Below are 26,956 nucleotides of genomic sequence, written 5' to 3'. Positions count from 1 at the left end.
CGCGCCGTCCGGCTCCCGGGTCTCACCGATCGTAGAAACGCCCGTAGCGGCGCAGCAGACGCCACTGCAGCGCCACCGCCGTGACGGTCAGCACGAGCATGACGACACTCGCGGCGGCGGCATAGCCGTATCGCAGGTACTCGAACGCGGTGCGGTACGCGAAGAGCGGGACGTACGTGGTGGCGTAGGGTGGCGGGCCGCCGTCCGTGACCACCAGCGCCGGGACGAACGAGAACTGCAGGCTCTGGATCGCGTCGCGGATCAGCAGCAGCCCGAGCACCGGCCCGATCAGCGGCAGGGTGATCCGGCGCAGCACGTCCCAGGCGGTCGCGTCCTCCAGCGCCGCCAGCTCGTAGACGTCCGAGGGCAGGGCACGCCGGGCGGCCAGCAGGATCACGAACGTCTCACCGATGGTGAACAGGCTCATCAGGACGATCGCGGCCCGGGCGTCGACCGGGTCGGTGAGCCACTGCGGCGGGGTCCGGCCGAACGCGGTCAGCCCGTTCTGCCCGCCGGCGCGCAGCACCTGGCTGATCGGGCCGTAGAGCGGATTGAGCAGCCACAGCCAGAGCAGGCCGTAGGCGATCTCTGGCACCGCGGCCGGCAGCACGGCGGCGGTGCGGGCCACGCCGGACGCCGGGGTCCGCCGGTGCAGGAGCAGCGCCAGGGCGAGCGCTACCAGCAGCCGCAACGGCACCGCCACGGCGGCGAACGTCAACGAGTTGACCAGCGCCGTCCGGAAGATCGGATCCGCGGCCAGCGCGGTGAAGTTGCCGGTGCCGGCCCAGCGCGGGGGCCGGATCAGGTCGTAGTCGGTGAAGGCCAGCGCGAGCGTCACCGCGAACGGGGCGAGCACCAGCACGACCAGTCCCAGCAGGTACGGAGCCAGCAGCAGGCCGAGTTGCCGGTGCCCCCGGTCGGGTCTCACGCGACGCCGACCCGGCGGCCGGCCTCATCGAAGACGTGCACGTCGGCCCCACCGACCGTGACCCGGACCGGGTCGGCGACGGCGGGGCGCGACGCCGCCGGCACCCGGGCGACGATCAGTTCACCGCCGTCGGCCAGGCGCAGGTACGCGTACGCGTCCTCGCCGACCAGGTCGACCCGCTCCACCACCGCGGCCGTGCCCTCGGCGCCGAGCCGCACCGCCTCCGGCCGGAAACCGATCCGCCGGCCCGGGGCGAGCGCGCCGTCCGGGGCGAGCGGGCCGACCGCCGGGAGCACGTTCATCGGCGGGGAGCCGACGAACCGGGCCACGAACAGCGTCGCCGGGGCCCGCCAGATCTCCTCGGGCGTGCCGAGCTGCTCCAGCCGGCCGTCGCGCAGCACCGCGATCCGGTCGGCTAGAACCAGCGCCTCGGTCTGGTCGTGGGTGACGTGCACGGTGGTGACGCCGAGTCGGGCGTGCAGGGCCTTGAGCTCGCCGCGCGTCTCGGCGCGCAGCGCCAGGTCGAGGTTGGACAGCGGCTCGTCGAGCAGGAACAGGTCGGGCTCCCGGACCAGGGCGCGGGCCAGCGCCACACGTTGCCGTTCGCCGCCGGACAGCTGTCCGGGCCGGCGACCGAGCAGGTGCGCGCAGCCGACGGTCGCGGCCGCCGCGGCCGCCCGCTCGCGGGACACCGCGCGGGGCACGTCGCGCACCTCCAGCCCGAAGGTGATGTTGTCCAGCGCGGTCAGGTGCGGGAAGAGCGCGTACGACTGGAAGACCATCGACACGTTGCGCCGTCCGGGCCGCAGCGCGGTGACGTCGCGGTCGCCGATCAGCACCCGCCCGGAGGTGGCCGGCTGGAGCCCCGCCACGACCCGGAGCAGGGTGCTCTTCCCCGCACCGGACGGCCCGAGGACGACCAGCAGCTCACCGCGGCGCACGTCGAGGTCGAGATCGTGCAGCACCTGGGTGCGGCGGTACGCGGCCGACACGCCCGCCAGCCGCAGTCCGGTTCCGGTCATGCAGTGATCATCGCGGATGTTCCCCGCGGGCGAACAGCGGGCGGGTCTGCTCGTCGAGCTGCCGGATCACGTCGTCCAGCCGGTCGCCGCGGTAGAGCGCGTTCTCCAGGATGCCGCTGGTGACGTCCTCGATCTCCGGCCAGGTGGAGATGGTGGGCAGGGCGCGTACGGCGGGGATCGCGTCGAGGAACACCCGGGCGCTGCGCGGCGGCTGTGCCGGGCCGAGGAACGCCGGGCTGTTCGACACCTCGATGTGCGACGGCACGGTGCGCCCGGTCGCCGCGATGATCCGCTGCCCCTCGGCGCTGACCGCGTACTCCAGGAACTTCCACGCGGCCTCCTTGTTCTCCCCGCCGCGGGTCATGCAGTAGGCATCGGAGTGCAGGATTCCGATCGGCCGGCGGTAGACCGGCAGCGGCGCCACGTCCCATTCGAAGCCGGTGATCGACCGGAACGTGGTGGTGGAGCGCCGCGACGACAGCAGCATCGCCAGCCGGCCGTTGGCGAACCGCGACTCGTCGTCCTCGGCCTCCACCTCCTCGTCGGTCGGCACCACCCCGTACGCCAGCCGCAGGTCGACGAGGTTCTTCAGCGCCTCGCGGGCGGCCGGGTGATCGAGGGTGAGCCGAGTGGGCCGGGCCGGATCGTCGACGATGTCGCCGCCGTTGGACCAGACGAACGGGGCCAGCCGGATGATCGACGGCTCGATGCCGAGACCGTGCACGGCGGGCCGTTGCGCCGCGCCCTCGCTCTCGGTGCCGCGGATCACGCCGCCCTGGGCGTCACGGGTCAACGCGGTCGCGGTGGTCAGCAGGTCGTTCCAGGTCCAGCCGGGCTGCGGCAGCGGCACGCCGTGCTTCTCGAACAGCGTGCGGTTGTAGTAGACGGCGAGGCTGGAGACGTTCTGCGGCAGGCAGAGCTGGCGTCCGCGCCAGGTGAACGCGTCCATCGCCACCGGGTAGTAGTCGGCCGGGTCGATCGTGCCGGACGCGGCGATGCGCTCGTCCAGCGGCTCCAGCACGTCCTTGACCGCGAACTGGCCGTAGAAGCGGTAGTTCATCAGGAACAGCTCCGGCGGTTCGCCGCCGGCGATCGACGTGGCCAGCCGGGCGACCAGATCCTTGCGATCGCTGGCCTCGACCAGCTGCACCTGCCGGTCCGGGTGGGCGCCGGTGTACGCGCCGACCAGCGTCCGGTACGCGTCGAGCTCCTCCGGGGCACCGAAGACGAGCAGGCGCACCCGCCCCGCCGTGTCGCCGCCGTCGCCGCCACCCGCGCACCCGCCGGCGGCGATCAGCAGCGCGATCAGCAGCAGCGCGGTCAGTCGTCGCAGTTTCATCACCACAACCGTCCCGTCGAATCGTCGGAGTGCGGGAACCAGCGCTGGGCCAGCATGAACACGGTCACCGGCGGCACCGTCGCCACCACCGCCCCGGCCAGGAACACCGGGAAGTTGGTCGGGTCGAGAACCGACAGCGACCGCAGCGCCAGCGGGAGCGTGAACAGGTCGCGGTCGTAGACGTAGACCAGCGGGTCGAGGAAGTTGGACCAGGTCAGGATGAAACTCAGCGCGGTCAGCCCGGCCGTCACCGGCCGTACCCCCGGAAGGGCGAACCGCCACCAGGTCTGGACCGGGGTCAGGTCGGCCAGCCGGCAGGTGTCGTACAGGTCGGCCGGCAGCCCGCGGAAGGCGAGGTAGTAGATGAGCACATAGAGCGGCGACGCGCCGAGCAGAGCCGGCGCGATCAACGGGACGAGCGTGTCGGTCAGCCCGAGCGTGCGGAAGACGACGAAGCGCGGCAGCAGCAGCGCGGTGGCCGGCGCCATCAGGGCCAGTAGGGAGGCCGCGACGACGAGCGCGGTCACCCGCCGGGAGATCCGGGCCAGCGCGAAGCCCGCCCACGCGGCGACGAGCACGCTCACCGGCACCGCCACGGCCGCCACCGCCAGCGAGTTGAGCGTGGCGCGCCCCAGCCCACCCAGCTCGAAGGCGCGCGCGTAGCCGTCCGTCGACAGTGGATTGGGCACCAGCCGCGGGGTCGGCGGTGGCGGCTGACCGGGTGCGGTCAGCGAGCCGGACACCAGGAGTAGCAGCGGCGGCACGAAGACCAACACCACGAAGACCGCGCCGAGGGTACGCCACAGCCGTGCGGCCCGGGACGGAAACGGTGCGGGGCCGCTCGGTCGGCCCCGCACCACGGTTCTTCCGGGCACTACCGCTTCAGCTCCAGCTTCCAGGCGCTCAACCCGTGCGAGGCGGCGTACAGGATTCGTTTGCCCGGGACCACCGTCAGTCCGGTGACCTCGACGTTCGGCATGCCGGCCGCGGCCTTGACCCAGGTGGTCGTGCCGGCGGGCAGGCGCAGCACGCCGAAGTCGGTGGCCGCGTACAGGTCCCCGGTCACGTCGTCGCGCACCAAGTCGGTCACCGGCTGGTCGCCGAGGTTGTACGACCGGTCGTTCCAGGTCGAGGCCCCGTCGGCCGCGACGGTCACCTCGAACGCGTGCCCCGGCGTGGCCGGTGTGTTCGAGGCGAACCCGCTGTAGGACACCCACGCCCGGCCCGGGTCCTTCGGGTCCGGATGGATGCTGCTGACGAAGCGGTTGGGCAGCGGCCGGTCGTCGTCGATGCGGGTCCACCGCACCGCGGACGCGGGCTCGGCGTCGGCGTTGCGGGACACGAAGACCCGGCCGGTCGTGGTCGCCGCCCAAGCGGTCGAGGTGTCCGCCGGCGAGCGTTCGACCGCGGCCATCGCGCCGCCGGCCTTGTCGCCCCAGAGCGCGTCGGTCAGCGCGGTCGGGCCGAGCTGCTCCCAGTCGCCGCACTGCGCCTCGAAGGTGCCGGTCCAGGTGTTGCAGATCCGGTTGGCCTCCTCGAGGCTGCGGTCGCCGAGACCGAACGTCTTGGTGCGGTAGACGCTGACCCCGGTGCCGGCGAACATCGTGCCGCTCACCCGCGGGTCGCTGATCACCGGCGCGTAGAACTGCGTGCCGGCCTGCGCGTCGATCGGCTCGCCGACGTAGATCCAGCCGCCGGTGTCGCCGTTGCTGAAGTTCACCTCGGTCTGCACGCCGGTGTAGGTGTGGAAGCGGAACTCGGGCCGGGCCACGTCGAAGCCGGACTGCCCGCCGTCACCGATGATCGTGTTCAGCCAGCGGCGCCGTTCCCCCTTGTTCTCCCAGGTGCCGTTGTCCTGGGTGCCGCCCTGCAACAGGTTCGCGTCGTGCGGGCTGACCGACAGGCTCATGAACTGCAACGTGGTCAGGCCGTCGTTGACCCCGTCCAGCTTCGACGGGATCCGCGACAGCATCTGCCGGCACCGCACGGTCTGCGCGGCATTCAACGCCCGCTCCGGGTCGTCGCACCAGGCCGACCGGTCGACGAACGTGCCGCTGGAGCGCATCACGCCACCGTCGTTGGTCTCGAAGAACTGGAACGGGTTCCGCGGGTTGGTGACGATGTCCTGCTGGTCCGGGTGCAGGCCGTTGGGATGCAACTCGTCGGTGCCGTCGAACGTCATGTCGGTACCGCTCACGCCCGCGTCGGTGGACAGCACCACCGCCCGCTTGTTCGCGATCGTCTCGCCGTAGACGTACGACCCGCCGGTGTAGACGATGTCCGGGTGGCCGTCCGGGGTGTGCACGAACATGTCGTACCAGCACTGGGCGCCGCACTGGTTATAGGTCGCATAGCCGGGATCGGCTACGTTCGCGCTGGTCAGGTCGGTGTAGGCGGGGACGCCGGCGGCCACGTCGTCACTGCGGAACAACCGTGAGTACGGCGCGCCGACGTTGCCCTCGTAGACGTACATCCGGGTCCGGCCGTCGGGCAGCCGGGTCACGTCGAACGCGGCCCGGGTCTGGAACACGGTCGGCGCCAGCGATGGCTTGATCTGCGTCCAGGTGGCGCCGGCGTCGGACGAGCGCCAGATGCCACGGGCGTACGACGAGGCGTACACGATGTTGCTGTCGCCCGGGTCGAGCTCGATGTGCCGCACGCCCCGCGGCGAGCAGGTGGAATTGTTCGCCCACTCCTCGGTGCTGCCCGTGCACTGTGCCGGGTCGGCCGAGCCGTTGTGGACGAATGCCCAGCTCCTGCCGCCGTCGGTGGACTTGTACAGCCCCCACTTCGCGGCATCCGGGACCGGGCGGGTGATGCCGCTGCAGCACACGCTGGACATGCCGCGCAGCGCCGTCGTCGTCGCCACGTACAGCGTCTGCCGGTCGCCGGGCTTGACGATGATCTCACCGATGCCCTTGCCGCCGAGTTCGTTCTTGCCCAGCGGCCCCTGCCAGGTCAGGCCGCCGTTGGTCGACTTGTAGAGGCCCACGCCGGCCACGCAGCCGGAGGCGCAGATGTTGGCCTCACCGGTGCCGACGTAGACGGTCAGCCCGGTCGGATCGTTGCGGTCGATGGTGACCGCCCCGGCCGCGTTGATGCCCAGCGGCCCGCCCAGGTAGGCCCACCGGGGCTTCGCCGCCAGGATGTCCAGGGTCGCCCAGACGCCGCCGCCGGCCGGGGTGATGTAGGCGCGGCACAGCCCGGGCACACAGTGGTGGCTGATCGCGATCGACGTGGTCCGGCCGCCGGCCACGTACGCGTTCGGCACGTAGTTGTACGAGTTGCGGAACTCGGTGAACGGGTAGAGCGCCTCGCTCGGCCCGACGTTCGCCCATCGGCCCTGATGCGACCGCCCGGCCGGCACGGGCCTGGCGGTCGCCTCGCTGAACGCCGTCCGTGACCGGTCCACCTGGGCGACCGAGATCGTATCCGCCGGGTACGCCCGCTCGTCGAACTCGCCCTGCCCCAACGCGCCCGGCGTGTCCAGCACCCCGCCGTTCGGCGCGCCCTGGCGCAGGCGGGCCAGGTGGGCGCCGAGTGCGCTCGGCATCTCACCGTCGCCGGCCGTCGCCGACGCCGCCGCCGGTACCGTGGCGCCCGCCAGATGCACACCGGCCAGGCCGGTAGTCGCGATCAGCACGCCGATCACGGCGCCGATGAGAACCTGCCGACGTCTGCGGGTCACGAGATCATCGCCCTTCCCGTCCGTCGCCGCAGCGCGCCGCCGATCGGCGGCCGTCACTACAACGCCTGCGGGGAGAATCCCAGACGCAGTGACGTCAGGCAATGAGTCTGTCTGGTTGATCCCTTTCCGGTGTTGCCACAGGCCCGGCGTCTTGGCCGATGTGCGCCGGATGCCCGGAATCGCCACGACACGCCCGGCGCGGCGGATCGCCGGCCAGCGGTCGAAGCCGGCCAAAAGCCGGCCGCAGAACGCCTGGCGCAACGGCGGGTTCGGCACCTGCGAGGCCGAGCAGGCCGGCGGCCCAGCCATGGCCACGGCGACGCGAGGTCTCATCGTGGCCGCCGACGAACCGACGCATGCCTCGATGCCGGACCTCGTCGCGAACCAGCGCCCACGAAGGAGCTGACTCGATACCGCTTCTCGGCTGCTTGTTGAAATGGATCTACGACCGTAGCCCGGCCAGGCTTGGTCGAGGTGATCGGTGGGGTGGCTCTCATTTCGGCTGCCCGTCCGGTGTTTGGGCGTGGCTCTCATCTGGCATGCGCCCCGCCGGTCACCGCGGCGTGGAGTGGCTCCAGGGGGGACTGCCCAGCTCAAAGTAGCGCTGCCCTCCCGCTGAACCCCTGTTCGGACAGGGCGAGGAGGCAAGCGTGGGCAATGTCATCATCGGGATGGATCCGCACAAGCGATCAGCAACGATAGAGATCATCGACGACGGGGAGACCGTGCTCGCGGGTGGCCGGTTCGACACCGGCCGGGACGGCTACCGCGCGATGCTCGCCCTTGGCCGGCGCCATCCGCAGCGGATCTGGGCGGTCGAGGGCTGTTACGGCATCGGCCGGCACATCGCGCAGCGGCTGGTCGCCGACGGCGAAACGGTCCTCGACGTGCCACCGAAACTGTCCGCACGCGTCCGGGTGTTCGCTACCGGCCAAGGACGCAAGAGCGACCCGGTCGACGCGCACAGCGTGGCCGTGGCGGCGTTACGTGCCAAGGGTGTGCGACAGGTTGCCGTCGATGACGAGACGGTGGCGTTGCGGCTGCTCGTCGACCGCCGCGACGAACTCGGCCGGACCCGCACCGACCTGCTCAACCGCATCCACAAACTGTTGCTGGAACTGCTGCCCGGCGGGGCGAAGACGTTCCTGTCCGCCGACCAGGCCCGCGCCCTGCTCGCCACCATCCGACCCCGTGACCTCGTCGGTCGCACCCGCCGGCGGCTGGCCTCGGAACTGATCGCCGAACTCGTCGGAGTGGACAAGAAGATCAAGACGGCGAAGAAGGAACTTGCCGAGCTGGTCACGGCCAGCGGCAGCAGCCTGCAAGACCTCAACGGCATCGGCCCGTCCGGCGCCGCCCGCCTCATCGGCGACATCGGTGACATCCGCCGCTTCACCAGCCGGGGACACTTCGCGTCCTGGAACGGCACCGCACCGCTGGACGCGTCCTCCGGCGACCAGCAACGCCACCGCCTGTCAAGGGCCGGGAACCGGCGCATCAACCGCGTCCTGCACATCATGGCCATCGTCCAACTCCGCCACGACACCCCCGGACGCGCCTACTACCGCCGCCGCCTCGCCGACGGCAAAACCGCGATGGAAGCCATCCGGGCACTCAAACGCCGACTCTCCGACGTGGTCTACCGACACATGCTCCGCGATATCCACCGGTCCCAGACGAGCCCGGGAGGACAACCGGGGGCGACTCTGCGATCCAGCGCGGCTGACCCAAACCCCGAGGTCAACACTTCGGAACAGTCACAACCCGGACCCGCCAACCACCACCCTAAAACACCAAACACCCACGCCGCTTGACAAAGAGGGGTGCCAGATCCGGATGGCAGCGCCGCTCCGGCCACGGCTACACCGCGTGACACCTAGCCCAGGGCTGGCGTGCGCTCGGACAGCGGCTACTCGTTCATTGACGTACGACCGCAGCCCGGCCAGGCTCGGTCGAGGTGACCGGCCGGATCGCTCGTACCGGCTGTCCACCGCAGTTTTGGTGTGATTCACTCATGGCATGCGCCATGCGCCATGCGCCATGCGCGGAGGCCTGGCACAAGGAGGCTTTCATCCTGGTCTGGTCAAGGGCGGAAGCTCGCCCGGTACTCCGTTGGGGTGCGGCCGGTCAGTTCCCTGAACGCGGCGTTGAAGGCCGACAGGGAGGTGTATCCGACCTTGAATGCGATCTTGGTTACCGGGGTGTCGCCCGCGGCGAGTTCCTCGATCGCGCTCACGACCCGCATGCGGCGCAGGACCGCTCGCCACGTCATTCCGGTCTCGTCCTCGAAGCGTCGGGCCAGCGAGCGCGGTGCGAGGCCGACTTCGTCGGCCACGTCCTCGAAGCGGACCTCGCCGCTGAGGCGCTGCTCGGTCAGCTCGAGGGCGCGGCGCAGTTGCGGTGATCTACCCACCGGCACGACGACCGGGCTCGGCTGCTCAGCTAGCCGCCAGGTCACCGCGGCGAGCGCGGCGAACAGCGTGTCTGTGTACGCCGTGCGGGGTTCGTCGCGTTCCTCCCACGTGCAGCACTCGCTCAGTAGGGCGCGGGCCAGCGGGTTGAGATCGAATACGGTCAAGGGCGCCGGCGGGGCCGGAGTGAATCGGGTGTCGAACAGGATCGACGCGGTCGTGACCGGCCGCAGGATGCTCACCTGGATCGGCCGGCCCGCCTCGACCAGGGCGGCCCGCGCCGGCGGCAGCAACCACGCCTGGCCCCGCACCTCCAGCCGGAGGGTCCCGGCTGAGGCGCAGAGCAGGTAGTGGCGGTCCACGCACAGATCGCGAGCGGGTTCCGGCGCGAATGTGCGTACGAAGCTGTACGCCCGGCGGGTCACAGCCGATCCTTCACGTGCATCGCCACGGCGGTCAGGCCACCGTCTCCACCAGGTCGGCGCGATAGCGCCGGCTCACCGGCGCTGCGATCATCATCGGCCGGATCACCTCGCCGAGGTGCGCGAAGCAGTCGGACCTCAGGTAGTCGGCGAACGAAGCCTCGTCGTCCCACTCGTGGACCACGGCGATCGCGGTGTCGTCCTCGCGCGCGGCGTAGACCCGGAACGCGACATTGCCCGGCATGGCGCGGACCCGATCGGCCTCCTGGTCGAATTGGACGAGGGCAGCGGGCCGATCGGTGGCGGCAGTCCTGAAGTCGAGGATCGCAATGAACACAAGGACCTCCTGAACGCGGTATCAGATAGCCCAATCCTCCGGCAGCACACGCCCAGCCCGCCTCTGCCAGCCGGACGCGTTCACGCTCCCAACGGACACGCCCGCCTCTGACGTGGATCCAGACAACCTCAACGCGGCTAGATCCGGATGGCGGCGCCGCTCCGACCACGGCTACACCGTGTGACACCTCGCCAGGCTGGCGTGCGCTCGGACAGCGGCAGATCCGGGCGTCTGTTCTTGAAACTAGAGATCGCGGTATAGGCCCTGCGTTCGGAGCCGGGCGACCCATTTCGGGTCAGGTTCGCCTCTCGGCTTGAAGCGGGGATTCCGGCTCGGGAAGTCCTTCGGGAAGATCGGAAACCGGGTCCGGCGAGACAGAACTGCGTGGAGGAAGTCAGTGATACCGCCGGGGAAGCGCGGCCAGACCCTGTTGCGTGCTTCGTCGGCTGTGATGGTCCACGCGTCTGGATCAGCTGAGGGCTCGAGAACCCAGTAAATCGTGTCACCGTTGTCAGTCCCGGCGACCGGCAGAAGTGTGCCTTCGGTGAACGGGATGTGCTCCCGGCCGCCGTCTCGCAGTTGGGCCAGAATCTCGTTCTGGCGTCTGGCCCGGTACGCGAGTTCGGTGTTCAGGAACGGCGTCACAGGTTGATAGACGGTGAGGAACCGGTCGAACTGTCCGGCACCGTAGATGTCGACGAGGCTCTTGTAGTCGGAGGTTAGGCGTAGGCCCATCTCGACCTCTACGAGATTCCAGTCGACCTCGACGTGACCGTGCGCCGGAGGCGGAGGAACCAACTCAAGGAGGTCCTGCAGTGCTGACACGCTGACTCCATCAACTTCAGCCGCTACGAACACGGCGCCACGTCGGGAGATCTTAAAGGACGAGGAGACCACGAACGTGTGCACTGATTTCGGCAGATCCGCGCACTCGCGTCCCGAGTGGCTTCCTGATCACTTGTACGCAGCGTGAGCGGGATCGCGAGCGGCCGTTGGCGACAGCGGGTGGTCAAGATTCGCGAGTGGTACCGATTCTCACGAACATTGCGGCCGCGGGGTGCCGGCAACATGGTGCCGAGGCCGCGAACATCCGGTGCCCAACTCGCGAACGAAGCCGGGATCGCGACGGCGAGATCACAACTCAACCCGAAGTATCGGGCGCGCAGGGCCCGATAGCCCCGCGATAAAGGCCGATTCGGCGCGACGCCCCTTGGGCGGTCGATCGGCTCAGCGAGGCAGGTCCACCACGGAGGTTGACCTCCCTGCCGCTCTCTTGATTGATCGATCAGCCCAGCACCCCCGCCGCCGGGTCGCCGCCCCGGGTCAGGCGGCGGAGGCCGCCGGGGCGGGGCCGCTGCGGACTATGCGGCCGGCGATGAGGACGGTGCGGATGTCGTCGGGGCCGAGGGAGGTGATGACGGCGCCGGCGAGGCGGGAGACGTCGGTGACGTGTTCGAGGCCGCCGAGGGTGACGATGTCGGCGGGGCCGCCGACGCTGAGTGAGCCGGTGCCGGCGGCGCGGAGGGTGTCGGTGGCGGCGTCGGTGACCGGGCGGGAGCCGGGCGTGGTGGGGGTGCAGGCGTCGCCGGTGCGCTCGACGCGCAGCGCGGCGCGCAGCCGGCGGAACGTGTCGGGTCCGGCCGGGAAGCCGGGCAGGACCACCTCGCCGCGTACGTCGATCTCGGTGGCGCCGTCGGCCGGGAGCCCGGGGCCGATGGCCTCGATCCGGTCGCCGGAGATGAGCACGTCGGTCGCGGGCAGCTCGCCGAGCTGCGGATCCATGGTGATCACGTGGCCGTTGCGGAGGACGATCATGTGCTGTCCCTCCCTCACAGGTGAAGCTCAACCAGGAAAGCTTTTCAAAAAGCTATCGACAAAGCTTTCAAGATGCAAGAGGAAATGTATGCTTGACCTCGTGAACGAGGCCACCACACGCCGGGACGCCGTCGACGCGCTCGTCGAGGCGTGGCGTGCGGACCTGCCCACGTTCGCGGGCGTGGAGCTGGAGCTGTGCAAGCGCGCCTCGCGCCTCAGCATCCTGATCCACGAGGCGACGAACGCGAGCCTGGCCGCGCTCGGCCTGACCAAGGCGGAGCACGAGGTGCTCTCCGTGCTCCGCGCCGCCGGTGAGCCGTACCGGTTGCGGCCGGTGGACCTGATCGACCGGCTGCGCTTCTCTTCCGGCGGCACCAGCAACCTGCTGCGCCGCCTGGTCGAGGACGGGCTGGTGGTCAAGGAGGCCGACGACCGCGACGCGCGATCCACCTGGGTGCGGCTCACCGCGCAGGGCATGGAGACGGCCGAGGCGGCGGTGCGCGCGCAGGCCGAGGCGCAGCACGCGGTGCTGGCCCGGGTCAGCCCGGAGGCCGCCCGCGCCGCCGCGGACGCGCTGCGCGAGGTGCTGCTGGCGCTCGGCGACACGCCCAGCGCGGACGCGGCGAAGAAGGACCCGAAGAAGCGGTGATCGAGGTCGCCCGTGAGGTCGCCCGGCTGGCCGGTGACGAGCTGCTGCGCCGGTTCCGCGGCCCGGCCCGCGTCGATGCCAAGAGCACCTCGACGGACCTGGTCAGCGACGCGGACCGGGCGGCGGAGGCGGTCGCTCTCGACTACCTGCGCCGCCACCGCCCGGACGACTCCGTGCTCGGCGAGGAGGGCGCATCGCACGACGGCCGGTCCGCGTACCGGTGGGTGGTCGACCCGCTGGACGGCACGGTCAACTACCTGAGCGGCATCCCGTTCTGGTGCGTGAGCGTGGGCTGCGAGCGCCGGGTGGACGGCGAGTGGCGGCCGTGGCTGGGCGTGATCAACGACCCGGTGCACGGCGAGGTGTGGACCGCGGTCGCGGGCCAGGGCGCGTTCCGCAACGGCGAGCCGCTGCGCCGCGGGCCCGATCCCGCGCTCGGCGACGCGGTGCTGGCCACCGGCTTCGCGTACGAGCAGGATCACCGCCCGCACCAGGCCGCGCTGGTCGCGGCGCTGGCGCCCGACGTGCGCGGCGTCCGGATGGTCGGCTCGACCGCGCTGGCGCTGTGCTGGGTCGCGGCCGGCCGGCTCGACGTCTACCTGGAGGACCGCACCAAGCGCTGGGACCACGCGGCCGGCTGGCCGATCGCCACCGAGGCGGGCGCGGACGTGCGGATGGTCGGCTCGGTGCTGCTCGCGGCGCCGCCCACGCTGGCCGGCGGGCTGGCGTCGCGCGTCGCGGCCCATGACCGCACGCTGATCCGTACTGCGGAAAACCACACTCTGTAGCCTGAACCGGTGCGGATCTGGAGCGCGATCGCCGGAAGCGCGCGCCTGGTCTGGGGCCTGGCGGTCGGCGCGCTCACCGCGGTCGCCACCCTGGCGGGGCTGGCCGCGGGCGGCGTGGTGCTGGCCCCGGCGCTGGCCTGGCCGTCCGCGCGCGAGGCGTCCATGCACCGGCTCACCCGCACCGTGCTGTGGCTGGCCGAGTTCGAGCGGGGCCGCCTCTACCGCCTGTTCGGCGACACCGAGGCCAAGACCTACCGGGGGTACGGACCGGAGCGCGCGCTCGCGTACCTCGGCGTCCGCTGGCCGGTGGGCCTGCTCGGCGGCGGCATCCTGCTGCTGTTCGTCTGGGGTGCGGGCACCGTCACGGTCTTCGTCTGGTACTGGCTCACCGGCCGCTACCCGGACAACATCCCGCCCAGCCCGTGGATCATCACGTACCTGACCGTCGCCTGTGGATTCGCGCTGTTCCTGGGCGTGCAGGGCCTGATCGGCGTGGTCCGGCTGGAGCGCAACGTCGCCCGCCGCTTCCTCGGCCCGACCCCGGCCGACCTGCTCCGCCTGCGGATCGAGCAGCTCGCCGCCACGCGCGCGGACGTGGTGGCCGCGGTCGACGCGGAGCGCCGCCGGATCGAGCGGGACCTGCACGACGGCGTACAGCAGCGGCTGGTCGCGCTCGGCATGCTGCTCGGCCGCGCCCGCCGCAGCGGCGCCGCCGGCGACGAGGCCAAGTCCGCGGACCTGCTGGCCCAGGCGCACACCGAGTCGCGGGAGATCCTGGACGAGCTGCGCGAGGTGGCCTGGCGGGTCTACCCGGCCGCGCTGGACACGCTCGGCCTGAAGGACGCGCTGGCCGGCGTGGCGGAGCGGGCGCCGATCCCGGTGACCGTGCGGTACGACGTGCCGGGCGTCCCGCCCGCGCCGGTGGTGACCGCGGCCTACTTCGTGATCTCCGAGGCGGTGACGAACGCGGTCAAGCACGCGTCCGCGTCCCGGGTGGAGATCGTGGTGACGAGGGAGAGGAAGACGATGACGGTCCGGGTGACGGACGACGGCGCGGGCGGCGCGGACCTCGGCGGTGCCGGCCTGACCGGGCTGGCCCGGCGGGTGGCGGCGCTGGACGGCCGGTTCACCGTGATCAGCCCGGTGGGCGGGCCGACCGAGGTACGCGCGGTGCTGCCGTGCGGGTGATCGTGGCGGAGGACTCCGCGCTGCTCCGCGACGGCCTGCGCCGGCTGCTGGTGGACGAGGGATACACCGTGGTGGACGCGGTCGGGGACGGTGCCGCGCTGGTCGAGTCCGTCTCCCGGCACCTGCCGGACCTGGTGGTGGCGGACGTGCGCATGCCGCCCACGCACACCGATGAGGGGCTGCGCGCGGCCGTGGAGATCCGGCGGCGGTGGCCGTCCATCGGCGTGCTGATGCTGTCCCAGTACGTCGAGCAGCGCTACGCCGTCGACCTGCTGACCGGCCACGGCACCCGGGTCGGCTACCTGCTCAAGGACCGGGTGGCGGACGTGGGGGAGTTCCTGGAGGCACTGGCCCGGGTGGGCGCGGGCGGCACCGCGTTCGACCCGGAGGTGGTCCGGCAGCTGCTGCGCCGGACCACGCACACGGACCCACTGACCAAACTGACCGGGCGGGAACGGGACGTGCTGGACGCGATGGCGCAGGGGCACAACAACGCGTCCATCGCGGCGCGCCTGCACGTGTCGCAGAGCGCGGTGGAGAAGCACGTCCGGTCGATCTTCGACAAGCTCGGCCTGGCGGGCGCGGACGGCTACAGCCGCCGCGTCCTGGCCGTGCTCAGATACCTGGGGGAGTGAGGTTGCGCGTGGCGTAGTGCTTCCGGATCCGGTAGAGCACGAACACCACCGCGATCACCGCGCAGACCGCCAGCACGCCCTTGGAGTAGACGCCGACGGTCTCCTCGACCACGTGCCAGTTCTCGCCGAGCACGTACCCGGCGACCACGAACACGGTGTTCCAGATCGCGCTGCCCAGCGTGGTGTAGAGCAGGAACAGGCCGAACGGCATCCGCTGCACGCCGGCCGGCACGGAGATCAGGCTGCGGAAGATCGGGATCATGCGCCCGAGGAACACCGCCTTGCCGCCGTGCCGGGTGAACCACGCCTCGGTCCGGTCGATGTCCGAAAGCTTGATCAGCGGCAGCCGGTCGGCGATCGCCCGCAGCCGGTCCCGCCCGATCGCGGCGCCGATCCAGTAGAGCACCACGGCGCCGACCACGGAGCCGGCCGTGGTCCAGAACAGCGCCGCGGCCAGGCTGAGGTCACCGCGCGACGCGGCGAACCCGGCGAGCGGCAGGATCACCTCGCTGGGCAGCGGCGGAAAGAGGTTCTCCAGCGCGATGAGGAGGCCGGCGCCGGGTGCGCCGAGCGCCTCCATGATCGAGACCGCCCAGCCGGCGATCCCGTCCATCGGCGGTTCGTTGGTTATAGCCATGGTGATCAACCGTAGGAATGGAGCGCCGTGCCCGGAATGGGGCGGACCGCCCGGTCCACCTGCGGAAAACCGCAGTATCGAACGGGGGACCCGCTGAACCCGATGACCATCCGTGTCCGTGGAAGTTTGTGCACCGGCGCTCACATAACCACCGGTGGATGGGAGATCAGGATGAAGGGCAAGAAGCTGGCCGTGACGCTCGCGGGCGCGCTGATCGTCGGCGGTGGCGTGGTGGCCGCACCGTACGCGTTCGCCGCCCAGGCCCCGGCGAACGACTGCGCGGACGTCGAGATCATCGGTGCCCGGGGGACCACCGAGCGACCCGGCCTGGGCGTGGTGCTGACGCCGCTGGCGCAGCAGATGACCCGGGAACTGCCCCAGACGGTACGCACCACCGCGCTCGACTACCCGGCCAACTTCAACTACGCCGCCAGCGTCCGCGCCGGCGTCACGCAGTTGCGGGAGGACATCGCCGCCACGGCGGAGGAGTGCCCGGACACCCGCCTGGTGCTGATGGGCTACTCGCAGGGTGCCGACGTGGTCGGCGACACGCTGGCCCGCCTCGACGACGACCTCGCCGGCAACGTCGCGTCCGTGCTGCTCTTCGGCGACCCGACGTTCACCCGCGGCGAGGATTTCAACGTCACGGACGGCACCCGCCAGGGCGTCTTCCCGCGCGGCGCCGGTGCGCTGGACGGCTTCGCCGACCGCATCCAGTCCTACTGCAACCGCAATGATCGCTTCTGCCAGTCCGGCACGAGTCTCGCCGCCCACATCGACTACGCCGGCTTCCGCGACGACGCCATCGCCTTCACCGGCGACCGGGTCGGATAACCCCGGACATGGCGGAGCCCCGGGTTACCCTACCCGGGGCTCCCACGGTGACCACCCAATTGCGCACGCCGGCGGCGTTTAAGACCGCGGATGAGTCTCAGGCCATCGCGCTCTGCCATTGAGCTACCGCGCCGTGATGGAGGCGCGAACCGGACTCGAACCGGTATCACGTGGCGTCATTCCGCGACCGTTCGATCCGGCGATCGGTGGCGAATGCTGAGCCTGGAGCGAGAGTCTGACCTTGACGTTGCCCGAGGGCTGCCTCTACCGGTTGGGCTACCCCGCGGCGCGTGGTCGCGGGGGAAGGGGTCGAACCTTCACTGTCACCGTCGGAGCGCTTCAGCCTGAATCGTTCAGTCTCAGCGTGTTCGAGTGCCTGTCGCGGCACCCCACCCCGCCGCTCCACAGCGGGGAGTCCTATGTGCACCTATCGTGCAAAGAGGTAGCCGAAAACGACCTCCCCGGCCTTGGCGTCGGTCACCTCGTAGGTGTTCGCCTGCTCGCGCGCGAACTTCACGGCCTGCTGCAGCCGCTGCACGCGCTCGCGCAGCTCCTTGACCCGGGTCGCGGGCAGCGCGCCGGAGAGCTTCACGGTGGTCCAGTATCCGACCGGCTGGTCCTCCGTGTACACCTCGACCTGGGCCGGGTGCTCCTTCGTCGCCTCCGCCTTGACGTGGTTGCGCATCACCTTGCGGCTGCGCACGGTCTCCACCGGGTCGGACGCGTACGCACCGATCTCCGGGCTGAACGTCCAGCTCTCCGCCGGGTCCAGCACGGGCAGCTTGTCCACGAACGTGTGCAGGTCGGCGAGCTGCTTCTCCAGGAACAGCAGGTACGTGACCGGCACGTCGCGCAGCAGCGCGCGCCCGTCGACCACCACGTCCGCCTTGGCCACCGTGTTCGCCGTGTCCTGCGTCAGCACCAGATCGAACAGCCGGGTGAGCGTCGTCGCGGTCTCGGCCAGCACGTCCTCCACGGACAGTTGCACACGCGTCGACTCGGGCGGCAGCTGCTCGCCCTCCTCGTCCTTGGGCCGGTACTTCCGGGAGATGCCCGACAGTAGCGGCGCCTTCTGCGTGTTCCGGTGCGCGTCGGTGAAGTCCCGAAGGCTCTGCGCCTTGACTCCCTTAGTGATCGCGATGATCTGGCTGAGCGTGGTCACCCGACGATGATGACCTACGGCCGCAAGGTCACGCGAGCAATATCGCGCTCGCCGTGACGACCAGCAGCCCTACCCCGGCGATCACCCAGCCCAGCCAGGCCGGCACGTCGTAGTTCATGACGGCACCCCTCACTCACGCTCTCACTGGTCTCACTCACGTCCAGTGTTCGAGCGCGGTTCAGGCCGGACAAGCCGGTCGCCCACGTGGGTGACCTGCGCGAGCACCGCCTTCACCCCGGCCGGGGTCATCCCCCGAAGTATTGATAGACGGAGTCCGGCGGGGTGACGGTCTGCGCGGCCGGCGGGGTCTCCACGGTGAACGGCTCGCCGAAGGCGGAGTAGCGCGTCTCCACCATCGGCGCCTTGCCGGCGGTGATCGACGGCAGGTCGATCTGCAGGTGGACCAGGCGGCCCCGCTCGTCCAGCGTGGCCAGGAACGGGACCGCGCGCGCCGCGTCGCCGAGCCCGGCGATGTCCGTGGTGCTGAACGACAGCCCGGTCCCGGTGCCGACCTGGGCCAGGTCCAGCGTGCCCTTGTAGCGCCCGTCCGGCAGCCGGCTCGCCTCCGTGATCGCGGCGAGCACGCGGTCGGCGCCGCCCGCGTCGTTCTGCCCGGGCGCGAAGCCGACCTCCCGGCCGCGGGCGATCCGCGCCGGGTCGATGCGCATCCAGCGGTCGTCCACGCCCGGGATCGACACGCCGTCGAGGTGCATGAAGACCGCGTCGCCGAGCAGCCTGGTCCGTACCGTCAGGGATTGGTCCTCGCCGGTCGCCTGGCGCAGCGCGGTCTCGGCCCGCCGGTTCGGCACGTCCATCCGGCTCGTGGTGCGCATCGCGTCGCCGGACGTCACCTCCACCGTGAAGCTCTCGCTCTGCAGGTGGTCGTCGGAGCGCGCCAGCGCGGTCATCGCGGCCCGCCCTTCCGCGTCCGGCGTGGCCGGTGCCGGTGCGCCGCCGTCGCAGCCGGCGGTCAGCGCGAACACCAGAGCGAACCCCGCGACGGTACGGCTGCGCACGCGCTCCTCCTCCGGCTCATGACATCGAAGTGCAACGATAGCCTGCCGAGCGGCCCGACGGGGTTGAGAGCGCTCTCTTGACACGGGGCAGCGACGGCCGTCACTCTTGTGCCCACCCCGTGAAAGCGCTCTCAGAGAGCGCGGCACCGGCGCTCCCCGGTTGCCAACGCCTCAGGAAGAGGTGCCGTCCCATGCCCGTCAAGACCAGAAACCGCCGGCGGTCGATAGCCGCCGGCGCCGTCCTCGCGCTCGTCTCCGGACTGCTCACCGTCGCCATCACCCGCACCGCCGACGCGGCCGTGGTCGGCGCCGGCAGCTACACCGAGACGCCCCCGGCCGGTGCCGCGCTGCCCAGCGGCTGCGGCGCACTCACCACCAACCCGCGGCAGTACGTGACCGGCAACGCGCCCTCCGGCGCCGTACCCACGAACGACTGGTGGTCCTCGCTGCTGTTCAAGCGCACCGACTGCGCCTACAGCGAGCCGCTGCACGCGCACCCGCTCTCCTTCGACACCGCCGCGGGCGGCCTCGGGCTGTCGTACACCACCACGCCGTCGATCAGTGGCACCGCGACCGGCGTGAGCGAGTACCACTACCACTACCAGCAGGACCTTCAGGTCGGCGTGGCCGGGCTGAACTCGCCGGACGTCAAGGTGGACGGCTGGAGCGACTGGACCGTCACTCCCTACTGGAGCGACGGCGCGCGCACGCTGAAGGCCACCATCGGGCACGGCCTGCCGTTCGCGTACTTCCAGATCACCGGCGGCAACGCGCAGCTCACCACGGCCGGCGCGCCGACCGTGTGGTCGAACAGCGGCGGCGTCATCGGCTTCACGGCCGGCGGCAGCGACTACGTGGCGTACGCGCCGTCCGGCGCGACCTGGGCGGTGAGCGGCACGTCCATCACGTCGTCGCTGGCCGGGCGCGGCTACTTCTCCGTCGCGGTGCTGCCGACCACGTCGTCCACCTCGACCGCGGCGAAGCAGGCGCTGGCCGGGTCCTACGGCACCTACGCGCACGCGCACGTGACCGGCACGCGGATCTCGTACACCTACAGCCCGAGCGGCAACAACGCGCTGAACACCACGTACAGCTTCACCACCACGGCGCGCGAGGGCAGCGCGAGCGGTACCGTGGTCGCGCTCTACCCGCACCAGTGGAAGTACCTGAGCGGGTCGACCACGATCGCGGACAGCTACGTCTCCGCGCGCGGCGCGATGCGGGTGATCACCGGTGCGTCCAGTTTCCGCACCGCGATGACGTTCCGCGGCGTGCTGCCGGAGGTGCCCGGCGTCGCGAACTCCGGCGCGGACCTGACCACGCTGACCAACTACCTCACCGCGGTGCAGGCGAACCCGGAGGACAACCGCGGGCCGGACACGTACTGGACCGGCAAGGGCCTCGGCCGCGCGGCCCGGATCGCGGAGATCGCGGACCAGGTCGGCAACACGGCCGTGCGCAACAGCGCGCTCGCCGCGATCAGGTCCCGGCTGACGAACTGGCTGACCGCCTCGTCCGGCGAGACGCAGTCGCTGTTCTACTACAACGCCAACTGGGGCACGCTGATCGGCTACCCCGCGTCGTACGGCTCCGACCAGGAGCTCAACGACCATCACTTCCACTACGGCTACTACGTCGCGGCCGCCGCCACGCTGGCCCGGTTCGACCCGGCGTGGGCCTCCACCGGCCAGTACGGCGGCATGATCGACCTGCTGATCCGGGACGCGAACAACTACGACCGGAACGACACGCGCTTCCCGTACCTCCGTGACTTCGACATCTACGCGGGTCACGACTGGGCGTCCGGGCACGGCTCGTTCGGCTCCGGCAACAACCAGGAGTCCAGCTCCGAGGGCATGAACTTCGCGAACGCGCTGATCCAGTGGGGCCAGGTCACCGGCAACACCGCGGTCCGCGACGCCGGCGTGTTCCTCTACACCACGCAGGCGGCCGCGATCCAGGAGTACTGGTTCGACTCGTCGGACACGAACTTCCCGGCCGCGTTCGGGCACAGCACGGTCGGCATGGTCTGGGGCAGCGGCGGCGCGTACGCCACCTGGTTCAGCGCGGAGCCGGAGATGATCCAGGGCATCAACATGCTCCCGATCACCGGCGGTCACCTGTACCTGGGCTACAACCCGGCCTACGTCTCGGTCAACTACAACGAGCTGACCAGGAACAACGGCGGGGCGCCGACGGTGTGGCAGGACATCCTGTGGGAGTTCCTGGCGCTCGGCAACCCCGATCAGGCGCTGGCCAACTTCCGGGCGAACAGCGGGTTCACCTCGGAGGAGGGGGAGAGCAAGGCGCACACGTTCCACTGGCTGCGGAACCTGGCCGCGCTCGGCACCGTCGACACGTCCGTCTCCGCGAACCACCCGCTGACCGCGACGTTCGTCAAGAACGGGGCGCGCACGTACGTGGCGTCGAACCTCAACTCCAGCCCGATCACGGTCACCTTCTCCACCGGTACGACGCTGACCGTGCCGGCCGGTAAGACCGTGACCACCGGCGCCTGGTCGTGGTCCGGCGGCAGCGGCGGGGGCGGCACCCCGCAGCCGACCACGCCCGGCCCGACCACGCCGCCGCCTACGACGCCGCCGCCCGCGGGTGCCGCCAACCGGTACCTGATCTCCGGCGGCGGGCTCAGCGGCACGGCCGCGGGCGCGGGCAGCGTGTCCGTCGGCTCGGCCGGCGGCGGCAACCACGACGGCACGCCGCGCAACCAGGTCACGTTCACCGCGACCGGCGTCACCAACACGTACACCGGCGGCAGCACCGCGTTCGATCTGTTCCTGGACGCGGGCACGAGCGTGGGCAACGGCACTCAGCTCCGGATCTCCTACGACCTGACCGGCGACGGCACGTTCGACCGCGTCGAGACGTACCGCTACTTCGCCACCGACCCGGTCGCCGGGTACGAGCACTACACACAGGCCGCCGGGCTCGCCTCCTCGTCGGGCACGCTCGGCAACCTGCGCAACGGCACGATCAGGGTCGAGGTGTGGAACGCGATCGGCAACGGCGCCACCACCCTCGGCGTGGGCAACCAGTCGATCATCCGGCTGCCGCTGTCCTGACCGACCCTTCCGTTCCCGCCCGGCCGGCCACGCGCCGTGCCGGGCGGGACGCATGCGGGCCACCGCACGGGCGCGCGGCCGGTAGGCTGCACGGCAGCGCGGAAAAGATTTTCTTTGATGTAGAGATCGTGTTGACGAGTTAGTGGGGTACGCACGTGACGGCGGCTCGGGAGCGTCCGACGTTGGAGGCCGTGGCCCGCCGGGCCGGTGTGTCGCGGGCGACCGTGTCCCGCGTCGTGAACGGCTCCACCACCGTCGCGGAGGACATCCAGGAGAAGGTCCGGCTCGCCGTCCGCGAGATGGGCTACGTGCCCAACCAGGCCGCCCGCAGCCTGGTCACCCAGCGCACCGACTCGATCGCGCTGATCCTGCCGGAGATGCCCAACCGGGTCTTCTCCGACGACCAGTTCTTCCCCGGCATCATCCGCGGCGTCAGCCAGGAACTCGAGGCCGGCGACCGTCAGCTGGTCCTGATGCTGGCCGGTTCCACCGCCGGCCACAGCCGCGTCGAGCGGTACGCGATGGCCGGCCACGTCGACGGCGTCATGTTCGCCTCCATGCACGGCGCCGACCCGCTGCCCGCCGCGCTGGCCGCGCTCGGCATCCCGGTGGTGTGCAGCGGGCGCCCGCTGCAACGCGACAGCGGCGTGCCCTATGTGGACGTCGACCACATCGAGGGTGTCTCCTCCGCCATGCGGTACCTGCTGGCGTCCGGCCGCACGCGCATCGCCACCATCGCCGGCCCGCAGGACATGATCGCCGGCATCGACCGCCTGACCGCCTACCGCGAGGCCGTCGAGGCCGACGGCCAGACCCCGCGCATCGCCTACGGCGACTTCACCCGCGAGTCCGGCGCCGTCGCCATGCGCGAGCTGCTCGACGCCGACCCCGACCTCGACGCGGTCTTCATCGCCTCCGACCTGATGGCCCACGGCGCCCTTCGCACGCTGCGCGCCTCCGGCCGCCGCGTCCCCGACGACGTCGCCGTGGTCGGCTTCGACGACATCGAGATCGCCCAGTTCACCGACCCACCCCTGACCACGGTCCGCCAGCCCATCGTCGACCTCGGCCGCCAGATCGCCCGCCAGATGCTCATCATCCTCGCCGGCGAGCCCGTCCCACCCGCGGTCCTCCTCCCCACGGAACTGATCGTCCGCGAGTCGGCATAACCCCCTTCCCTCGCTCCCCGCGGCCCGCCATCCACTCGCTCGCCGTGTCGCGGGCGCTTGCCGTGTCCCGCGCTCACCGACCGGGCACGGTTCCGTACCCGAAAGGGGCAAGGTCAACGACGGAATGGGCGCCGGCCACGGTATCGGCGGCCCAGGACGTGGCCGCCGTGCATGCGACCGCTGATCTCGGCGATCGTCGTTCGTGAAAAATTTTCCCACTTCCGGCGGGCCGGCGTCCGCATGCTCCCGCGGGCACCGGTCGTCGCTGGCGCTCCTCCCTGCCGGGTCCGTGGCCGCAAGACCGCGAGGGGTGTCGATAGCCGACAGCCGGTGCACCGCGTGGGTGCCTATCGTGGCGGTGAACCCCCTCCGGTGAGGAGGCGCGTGGGATGGACAGCTCGATCGTCGGTGCGATCATCACAGCCGCGGCGACGGTGCTGGCCGCGGCCTATACCGCCAGGGCCGCCCGGCACGGCCATCCGCGGCCCGCCGCCGGGCCAGGGGTGATCGAGGGCGGCACCGCGTCCCGCTGGCGGCCCGCGGCCGCGTTCGCCGTGGTGTCCGTCGTGGCCGGAGCCGCGACGATCGCCTGGTCGACCGGGCTGATCGGCCCCTCGCGGCCCGGCGGGGAACCCGCGACCGAGGTCTGTGGCCGGCGGATCGCGGTGCTGGCCACCATGACCGGGTCGCGCGCCGCGCACGGCGCCGCGGTCCACAACGGCGTCCGGCTCGCGGTCGACGCGCACAACGCCGCGCACCCCGGCTGCCCGATCGACACGCTGCCGGTCGACCAGGGCGACGACGTCCCCACCGAGAACGTGATCGCGGTGGTGCACGGCGGCTTCTCCGCGGCCGTCGCCGACAGCCAGGCCACGCTGCGGCGGACCGGCATCCCGCTGCTGGCCGTCGCGGCCGCGGACCCGGTGCTCACCGTGCCCGGCACGCCCAACCTGTTGCGGCTGGTCGGCAACACCGTCCAGCAGGCCGAACGGGACGCCCGCTACCTGGACCGGCGCGAGCTGGACGACCGGGTGACGCTGGTGGCGGACGGCTCCGGCATGGCCCGGCACGCGGTCACCACGCTCCGCCGGGTGCTGCCGGACACCGCGTTCGACGAGGTGGCCGTCGCCGACGCGAGCCCGGCCGGGATCGCCGACGCGGTCGCGCTGATCCGTGACTCCGCCCCGGACGCGGTCTACGTGCACGCGCCGGAGAGCGTCACCGCCGGGCTCGCCGCCCGCCTGCGCGAGCTCGGAATCCCGGCGCCGCTGGTGACCCCGAGCGGCTGGCCGTGCGACCGCGGCCCCGGCGACCCGGGCGTGGCCGGCGTGGTCTATCTGCACACCTGCCCGCCCACCGACCACCTCGCCGGCACCACCGACGAGCGCGCCCGCACGTTCGCCACGGACTATCGGGCGCGCTTCGGCGACACCCCGACCGGATACGCCGCGAGCGCGTACGACGCGGCCACGCTGATCCTGCGCGCGGTGTCCGGCGGCCACACCTCCGGCGAGGCGCTGGCCGGCGCGCTCCGCACGCTGCAGGGGGAGGGTGTGTCCGGCGGCTACCGCTTCACGCCGGACGGCGACCGGCACCCGGACACGCTCACCCACTGGTCGTTCGACGGCACCACCGGCACGACCCGGGCCGAGGGCTGAGGCGGTGGCCGCGCGGCGGGGGACCGTCTCTAGGGTTCAGGTATGGCGATCCTTCACAAGGCGCAACTCGTACCCACGAAGCTCGAACTGCTGAATGCCTGGCTGCCGGGGCGGTCCTGGTACGCCGGCCCGCCGAGCGCGGCGATCGAGAAGGTGGCCGCGTTCCGGTTCGACGATCCGGCGGGCGCGGTGGGCGTCGAGGCGATGCTGGTGCGGCACCGGGACGGCGGGCCGCTGCATCACGTGCCGCTCACCTATCGGGGCGCGCCGCTGGCCGGCGCGGACGAGCATCTGCTGGGCACGTTGGAGCACTCCGTGCTGGGCACCCGGTGGATCTACGACGCGGCCGGTGACCCGGTCTACGCCACCGCGCTGGCGCACGCGGTGCTGACCGGCGCGGGCAACGCGGAGGAGATCGTCGAGGGCGTGACGCGCCCGTCCGACTGCCGGGCGAAGGGCACCGGCACCGCGTCGCAGGCGCCCGCGGTGCACGCGCGCCCGGCCGTCAAGGACGGTGACCCGACGGTGATCACGGCCGGCGGGCTGACGCTGACGATCGCCCGCGTGGTGGACACCTCCGGCGCGGTCCCGGCGTGGGCGGACGGGCTGGAGCGCCTGGAGGCGGAGACCGGCGGCGTCCCGTTCACGCTGGCGACCGCGCACATCTGACCGGGTGACATCGACGGTGATTAGCATGCGGAGCGGCACAGTGGAGGGAGACGCATGGCCCGCTTCGCGCCCGTTCCGGTTCCCCGATGCCACGGCGGTGCCCGGCCCGAGCGGCTCGCGGCCGAGGTCGCGGGCTGGGTGACGTCCGCGCCGATGCGGGCGCTGGTGGCGGCGTTCGGCGGCGGGTGGCCGCCGGACCGCGGGCTCGACCACCTCCTCGAGTGGCTGGAAACGTTCTCCGGCACGCACTGGGACTTCCGCGGTGGCGCGCTGGAGCGGTACGAGGTGTCGCCGCCGGAGTTCGACCGGGAGACCGCCGCGCTGGTCATGGCGGCGGCCACCGCGCTCCGGCTGGTGACGCCCGCGCCGCCGCCGCTGACCGCGTACGACCACGTGCTCGTGCCGGGCGGGCTGGCCCGCGCCTGCCTCCAGCGCACCCACTTCGCCGCGTTCCTGCTGCGGGCGTGCGGGGTGAGCGCGCCGGAGGTGACGGCGCTGGGCAGCTACCGGCCGCTGACCGCGGCGGAGCGGGCGCTGCCACCGCTGAGCGACGGCGACGTGCGGTACGAGTTGGACGCGATGCACCTCGGCGTGCGGCGCGCGTTCGGCGTGACGGACCGGCGGCGGGAGGCGTTCTCCGGCGGTGACCCGGGCCACCACGCGTGGGCCGTCGACCGGTACCGGCCGGTGGGCGACGGCCCGGTGGTGCACGTGCTGGCCGCGCCGTCGAGCGAGCCGGACCGGCGGCGGGCGGACACGCCGGACACGTACCACTTCTGGGCGCGGCGGCTCGCCGTCCGGCCGGAGCACCGGATCCTGATCGTGACCTCGCCGATCCACGTGCCGTTCCAGCACTGCGAGGCGATCCGGGTGCTCGGCCTGCCGTACGGCTGCGGCATCGACACCGTCGGCTTCGACGTCTCCCGGTCGACCGCGCTGCCGCCGGTCGGTCCCACCGCGCCCGACCGCTACCTCCAGGAGATCCGCGCGGTGATCCGGTCGATGCGGGCGCTGCTGCGCGCGGCGGCCGCTCAGAAGTCCAGGTACACCCACGGGTCGGCGCGGGGGAACAGCGTGGAGATCCCGTCCCAGGCCTCGGCCGGCACCGCGCCGAGCCCGCGCGCCACGATCTCCTCCGGGCCGAGTGCGCCGTAGACCAGCCCGGACAGCGCGGCCGAGGTCAGCCGCACCTCGGAGGCGGACGCGCCGGGCGTGACGGTGAGCGCGCCGCCGGCCCCGTCCAGCGTCCAGTCGCCGCCGAGCAGCGCGTCGTCCACCACGGTGATCGTCACGCGGGCCTCGCCGGCCGGCAGCCCGGTCAGCGCGGGCAGGTCCAGCACCCGGACCATCGGCGGCGCCGGGTGCGGGATCGCCACCGTGCTGGCGATGGTGCCGGCGAAGTCGGTGCTCCACTGCTCCGGGCGCTCCGCGGGCGGCACGCTCAGCGTGATCGTCTGGACCTGGTCCGCGTGCCCGGCCAGGAACCGCAGCAGCAGCGCGCGGGCGATC

General features: G+C 71.7%; 24 protein-coding genes. 12 read left to right on the top strand and 12 right to left on the bottom strand.

Features of this window, described 5'->3' with window-relative positions; genetic code table 11:
- Positions 1-22 precede the first annotated feature (22 nt).
- The 5 genes from J2S41_RS26375 to J2S41_RS26355 are packed head-to-tail and all read right to left on the bottom strand — an operon-like array spanning position 23 to position 6,977.
- Positions 23-892: a carbohydrate ABC transporter permease gene (locus J2S41_RS26375; protein WP_310376546.1), complete on the bottom strand. Its 870-nt coding sequence runs from the start codon at positions 890-892 to the stop codon at positions 23-25.
- 32 nt (positions 893-924) lie between these two features.
- Complete coding sequence (locus tag J2S41_RS26370) at positions 925-1,950, bottom strand: ABC transporter ATP-binding protein (RefSeq protein WP_310371483.1); 1,026 nt, start codon at positions 1,948-1,950, stop codon at positions 925-927.
- 7 nt (positions 1,951-1,957) lie between these two features.
- Positions 1,958-3,283 (bottom strand): ABC transporter substrate-binding protein, encoded by a 1,326-nt coding sequence (locus J2S41_RS26365; protein WP_310376544.1) that lies wholly within the window; start codon positions 3,281-3,283, stop codon positions 1,958-1,960.
- A 5-nt stretch (positions 3,284-3,288) separates the two neighbouring features.
- A complete protein-coding gene (locus J2S41_RS26360; RefSeq protein ID WP_310371481.1) occupies positions 3,289-4,146 on the bottom strand; it encodes a carbohydrate ABC transporter permease in 858 nt (285 codons plus the stop codon).
- Between the two features lie 17 nt (positions 4,147-4,163).
- Positions 4,164-6,977, bottom strand: coding sequence for a beta propeller repeat protein (locus J2S41_RS26355; RefSeq protein ID WP_310371479.1), 2,814 nt, complete (start codon positions 6,975-6,977; stop codon positions 4,164-4,166).
- Between the two features lie 169 nt (positions 6,978-7,146).
- On the opposite strand from J2S41_RS26355, the gene J2S41_RS26350 reads away from it, so the two are divergent.
- Positions 7,147-7,383: a hypothetical protein gene (locus J2S41_RS26350; RefSeq protein WP_310371477.1), complete on the top strand. Its 237-nt coding sequence runs from the start codon at positions 7,147-7,149 to the stop codon at positions 7,381-7,383.
- A 244-nt stretch (positions 7,384-7,627) separates the two neighbouring features.
- The gene (locus J2S41_RS26345) at positions 7,628-8,791 is read left to right on the top strand and encodes an IS110 family RNA-guided transposase (RefSeq protein ID WP_310371475.1); all 1,164 of its coding nucleotides are present in this window, start codon (positions 7,628-7,630) and stop codon (positions 8,789-8,791) included.
- 269 nt (positions 8,792-9,060) lie between these two features.
- On the opposite strand, the gene J2S41_RS26340 is transcribed toward J2S41_RS26345, so the two are convergent.
- The 4 genes from J2S41_RS26340 to J2S41_RS26325 form a co-directional block, all read right to left on the bottom strand.
- Positions 9,061-9,813 carry an AraC family transcriptional regulator gene (locus tag J2S41_RS26340; protein ID WP_310371473.1) on the bottom strand — a complete coding sequence of 251 codons (753 nt, stop codon included), beginning with the start codon at positions 9,811-9,813 and terminating at the stop codon, positions 9,061-9,063.
- A 31-nt stretch (positions 9,814-9,844) separates the two neighbouring features.
- Positions 9,845-10,147, bottom strand: a complete 303-nt coding sequence (locus J2S41_RS26335; protein WP_310371471.1) for a putative quinol monooxygenase — start codon at positions 10,145-10,147, stop codon at positions 9,845-9,847.
- Positions 10,148-10,390: 243 nt separating this feature from the next.
- Positions 10,391-10,972 (bottom strand): hypothetical protein, encoded by a 582-nt coding sequence (locus J2S41_RS26330; protein ID WP_310371469.1) that lies wholly within the window; start codon positions 10,970-10,972, stop codon positions 10,391-10,393.
- A 498-nt stretch (positions 10,973-11,470) separates the two neighbouring features.
- Positions 11,471-11,962, bottom strand: a complete 492-nt coding sequence (locus J2S41_RS26325) for an amidohydrolase family protein (protein ID WP_310371467.1) — start codon at positions 11,960-11,962, stop codon at positions 11,471-11,473.
- An 88-nt stretch (positions 11,963-12,050) separates the two neighbouring features.
- On the opposite strand from J2S41_RS26325, the gene J2S41_RS26320 reads away from it, so the two are divergent.
- Genes J2S41_RS26320 through J2S41_RS26305 form a run of 4 tightly spaced genes read left to right on the top strand, consistent with a single transcriptional unit; the run spans position 12,051 to position 15,222 of the window.
- Entirely contained in the window at positions 12,051-12,611 is a 561-nt protein-coding gene (locus J2S41_RS26320; RefSeq protein ID WP_310371464.1) for a MarR family winged helix-turn-helix transcriptional regulator, read from the top strand.
- Positions 12,608-13,399 carry an inositol monophosphatase family protein gene (locus tag J2S41_RS26315; RefSeq protein ID WP_310371462.1) on the top strand — a complete coding sequence of 264 codons (792 nt, stop codon included), beginning with the start codon at positions 12,608-12,610 and terminating at the stop codon, positions 13,397-13,399. Before J2S41_RS26320 ends, J2S41_RS26315 begins: the two co-directional genes overlap by 4 nt.
- 9 nt (positions 13,400-13,408) lie before the next feature.
- Entirely contained in the window at positions 13,409-14,587 is a 1,179-nt protein-coding gene (locus tag J2S41_RS26310) for a sensor histidine kinase (protein WP_310371460.1), read from the top strand.
- On the top strand, positions 14,578-15,222 hold the full coding sequence (locus J2S41_RS26305) for a response regulator (RefSeq protein ID WP_310371458.1): 645 nt from the start codon (positions 14,578-14,580) through the stop codon (positions 15,220-15,222). Before J2S41_RS26310 ends, J2S41_RS26305 begins: the two co-directional genes overlap by 10 nt.
- On the opposite strand, the gene J2S41_RS26300 is transcribed toward J2S41_RS26305, so the two are convergent.
- Positions 15,203-15,859, bottom strand: a complete 657-nt coding sequence (locus tag J2S41_RS26300; RefSeq protein WP_310371457.1) for a DedA family protein — start codon at positions 15,857-15,859, stop codon at positions 15,203-15,205. The two genes, J2S41_RS26305 and J2S41_RS26300, sit on opposite strands and share 20 nt — an antisense overlap.
- A 171-nt stretch (positions 15,860-16,030) precedes the next feature.
- Between J2S41_RS26300 and J2S41_RS26295 the strand changes: the two genes are divergently transcribed.
- On the top strand, positions 16,031-16,693 hold the full coding sequence (locus J2S41_RS26295) for a cutinase family protein (RefSeq protein ID WP_310371455.1): 663 nt from the start codon (positions 16,031-16,033) through the stop codon (positions 16,691-16,693).
- Positions 16,694-17,120: 427 nt separating this feature from the next.
- On the opposite strand, the gene J2S41_RS26290 is transcribed toward J2S41_RS26295, so the two are convergent.
- Both J2S41_RS26290 and J2S41_RS26285 read right to left on the bottom strand, forming a co-directional pair.
- Positions 17,121-17,855, bottom strand: coding sequence for a DUF7873 family protein (locus J2S41_RS26290; RefSeq protein WP_310371453.1), 735 nt, complete (start codon positions 17,853-17,855; stop codon positions 17,121-17,123).
- Positions 17,856-18,100: 245 nt separating this feature from the next.
- A complete protein-coding gene (locus J2S41_RS26285) occupies positions 18,101-18,871 on the bottom strand; it encodes a hypothetical protein (protein ID WP_310371451.1) in 771 nt (256 codons plus the stop codon).
- Positions 18,872-19,062: 191 nt separating this feature from the next.
- On the opposite strand from J2S41_RS26285, the gene J2S41_RS26280 reads away from it, so the two are divergent.
- The 5 genes from J2S41_RS26280 (at position 19,063) to J2S41_RS26260 (ending at position 26,602) form a co-directional block, all read left to right on the top strand.
- Positions 19,063-21,951 carry a glycosyl hydrolase gene (locus J2S41_RS26280; RefSeq protein ID WP_310371449.1) on the top strand — a complete coding sequence of 963 codons (2,889 nt, stop codon included), beginning with the start codon at positions 19,063-19,065 and terminating at the stop codon, positions 21,949-21,951.
- A 155-nt stretch (positions 21,952-22,106) separates the two neighbouring features.
- Positions 22,107-23,120: a LacI family DNA-binding transcriptional regulator gene (locus tag J2S41_RS26275; RefSeq protein WP_310371447.1), complete on the top strand. Its 1,014-nt coding sequence runs from the start codon at positions 22,107-22,109 to the stop codon at positions 23,118-23,120.
- 389 nt (positions 23,121-23,509) lie between these two features.
- Entirely contained in the window at positions 23,510-24,778 is a 1,269-nt protein-coding gene (locus tag J2S41_RS26270) for a branched-chain amino acid ABC transporter substrate-binding protein (protein WP_310371446.1), read from the top strand.
- A gap of 42 nt (positions 24,779-24,820) precedes the next feature.
- Positions 24,821-25,447, top strand: coding sequence for a CG0192-related protein (locus J2S41_RS26265; protein WP_310371444.1), 627 nt, complete (start codon positions 24,821-24,823; stop codon positions 25,445-25,447).
- Positions 25,448-25,501: 54 nt separating this feature from the next.
- A complete protein-coding gene (locus tag J2S41_RS26260) occupies positions 25,502-26,602 on the top strand; it encodes a hypothetical protein (RefSeq protein ID WP_310371442.1) in 1,101 nt (366 codons plus the stop codon).
- Positions 26,603-26,956 lie beyond the last annotated feature (354 nt).

It is taken from the genome of Catenuloplanes atrovinosus (assembly GCF_031458235.1).
Classification (GTDB): domain Bacteria; phylum Actinomycetota; class Actinomycetes; order Mycobacteriales; family Micromonosporaceae; genus Catenuloplanes; species Catenuloplanes atrovinosus.
This window is presented reverse-complemented; position numbering and strand designations above follow the sequence as displayed.

Excerpts from the sequence above, each read along its gene's own strand:
- J2S41_RS26370 (WP_310371483.1), bottom strand. The coding sequence starts at position 1,950 with ATGACCGGAACCGGACTGCGGCTGGCGGGCGTGTCGGCCGCGTACCGC.
- J2S41_RS26350 (WP_310371477.1), top strand. The coding sequence starts at position 7,147 with ATGCCCGGAATCGCCACGACACGCCCGGCGCGGCGGATCGCCGGCCAG.
- J2S41_RS26325 (WP_310371467.1), bottom strand. The coding sequence starts at position 11,962 with ATGATCGTCCTCCGCAACGGCCACGTGATCACCATGGATCCGCAGCTC.
- J2S41_RS26320 (WP_310371464.1), top strand. The coding sequence starts at position 12,051 with ATGCTTGACCTCGTGAACGAGGCCACCACACGCCGGGACGCCGTCGAC.
- J2S41_RS26300 (WP_310371457.1), bottom strand. The coding sequence starts at position 15,859 with ATGGCTATAACCAACGAACCGCCGATGGACGGGATCGCCGGCTGGGCG.
- J2S41_RS26295 (WP_310371455.1), top strand. The coding sequence starts at position 16,031 with ATGAAGGGCAAGAAGCTGGCCGTGACGCTCGCGGGCGCGCTGATCGTC.
- J2S41_RS26280 (WP_310371449.1), top strand. The coding sequence starts at position 19,063 with ATGCCCGTCAAGACCAGAAACCGCCGGCGGTCGATAGCCGCCGGCGCC.
- J2S41_RS26270 (WP_310371446.1), top strand. The coding sequence starts at position 23,510 with ATGGACAGCTCGATCGTCGGTGCGATCATCACAGCCGCGGCGACGGTG.
- J2S41_RS26265 (WP_310371444.1), top strand. The coding sequence starts at position 24,821 with ATGGCGATCCTTCACAAGGCGCAACTCGTACCCACGAAGCTCGAACTG.
- J2S41_RS26260 (WP_310371442.1), top strand. The coding sequence starts at position 25,502 with ATGGCCCGCTTCGCGCCCGTTCCGGTTCCCCGATGCCACGGCGGTGCC.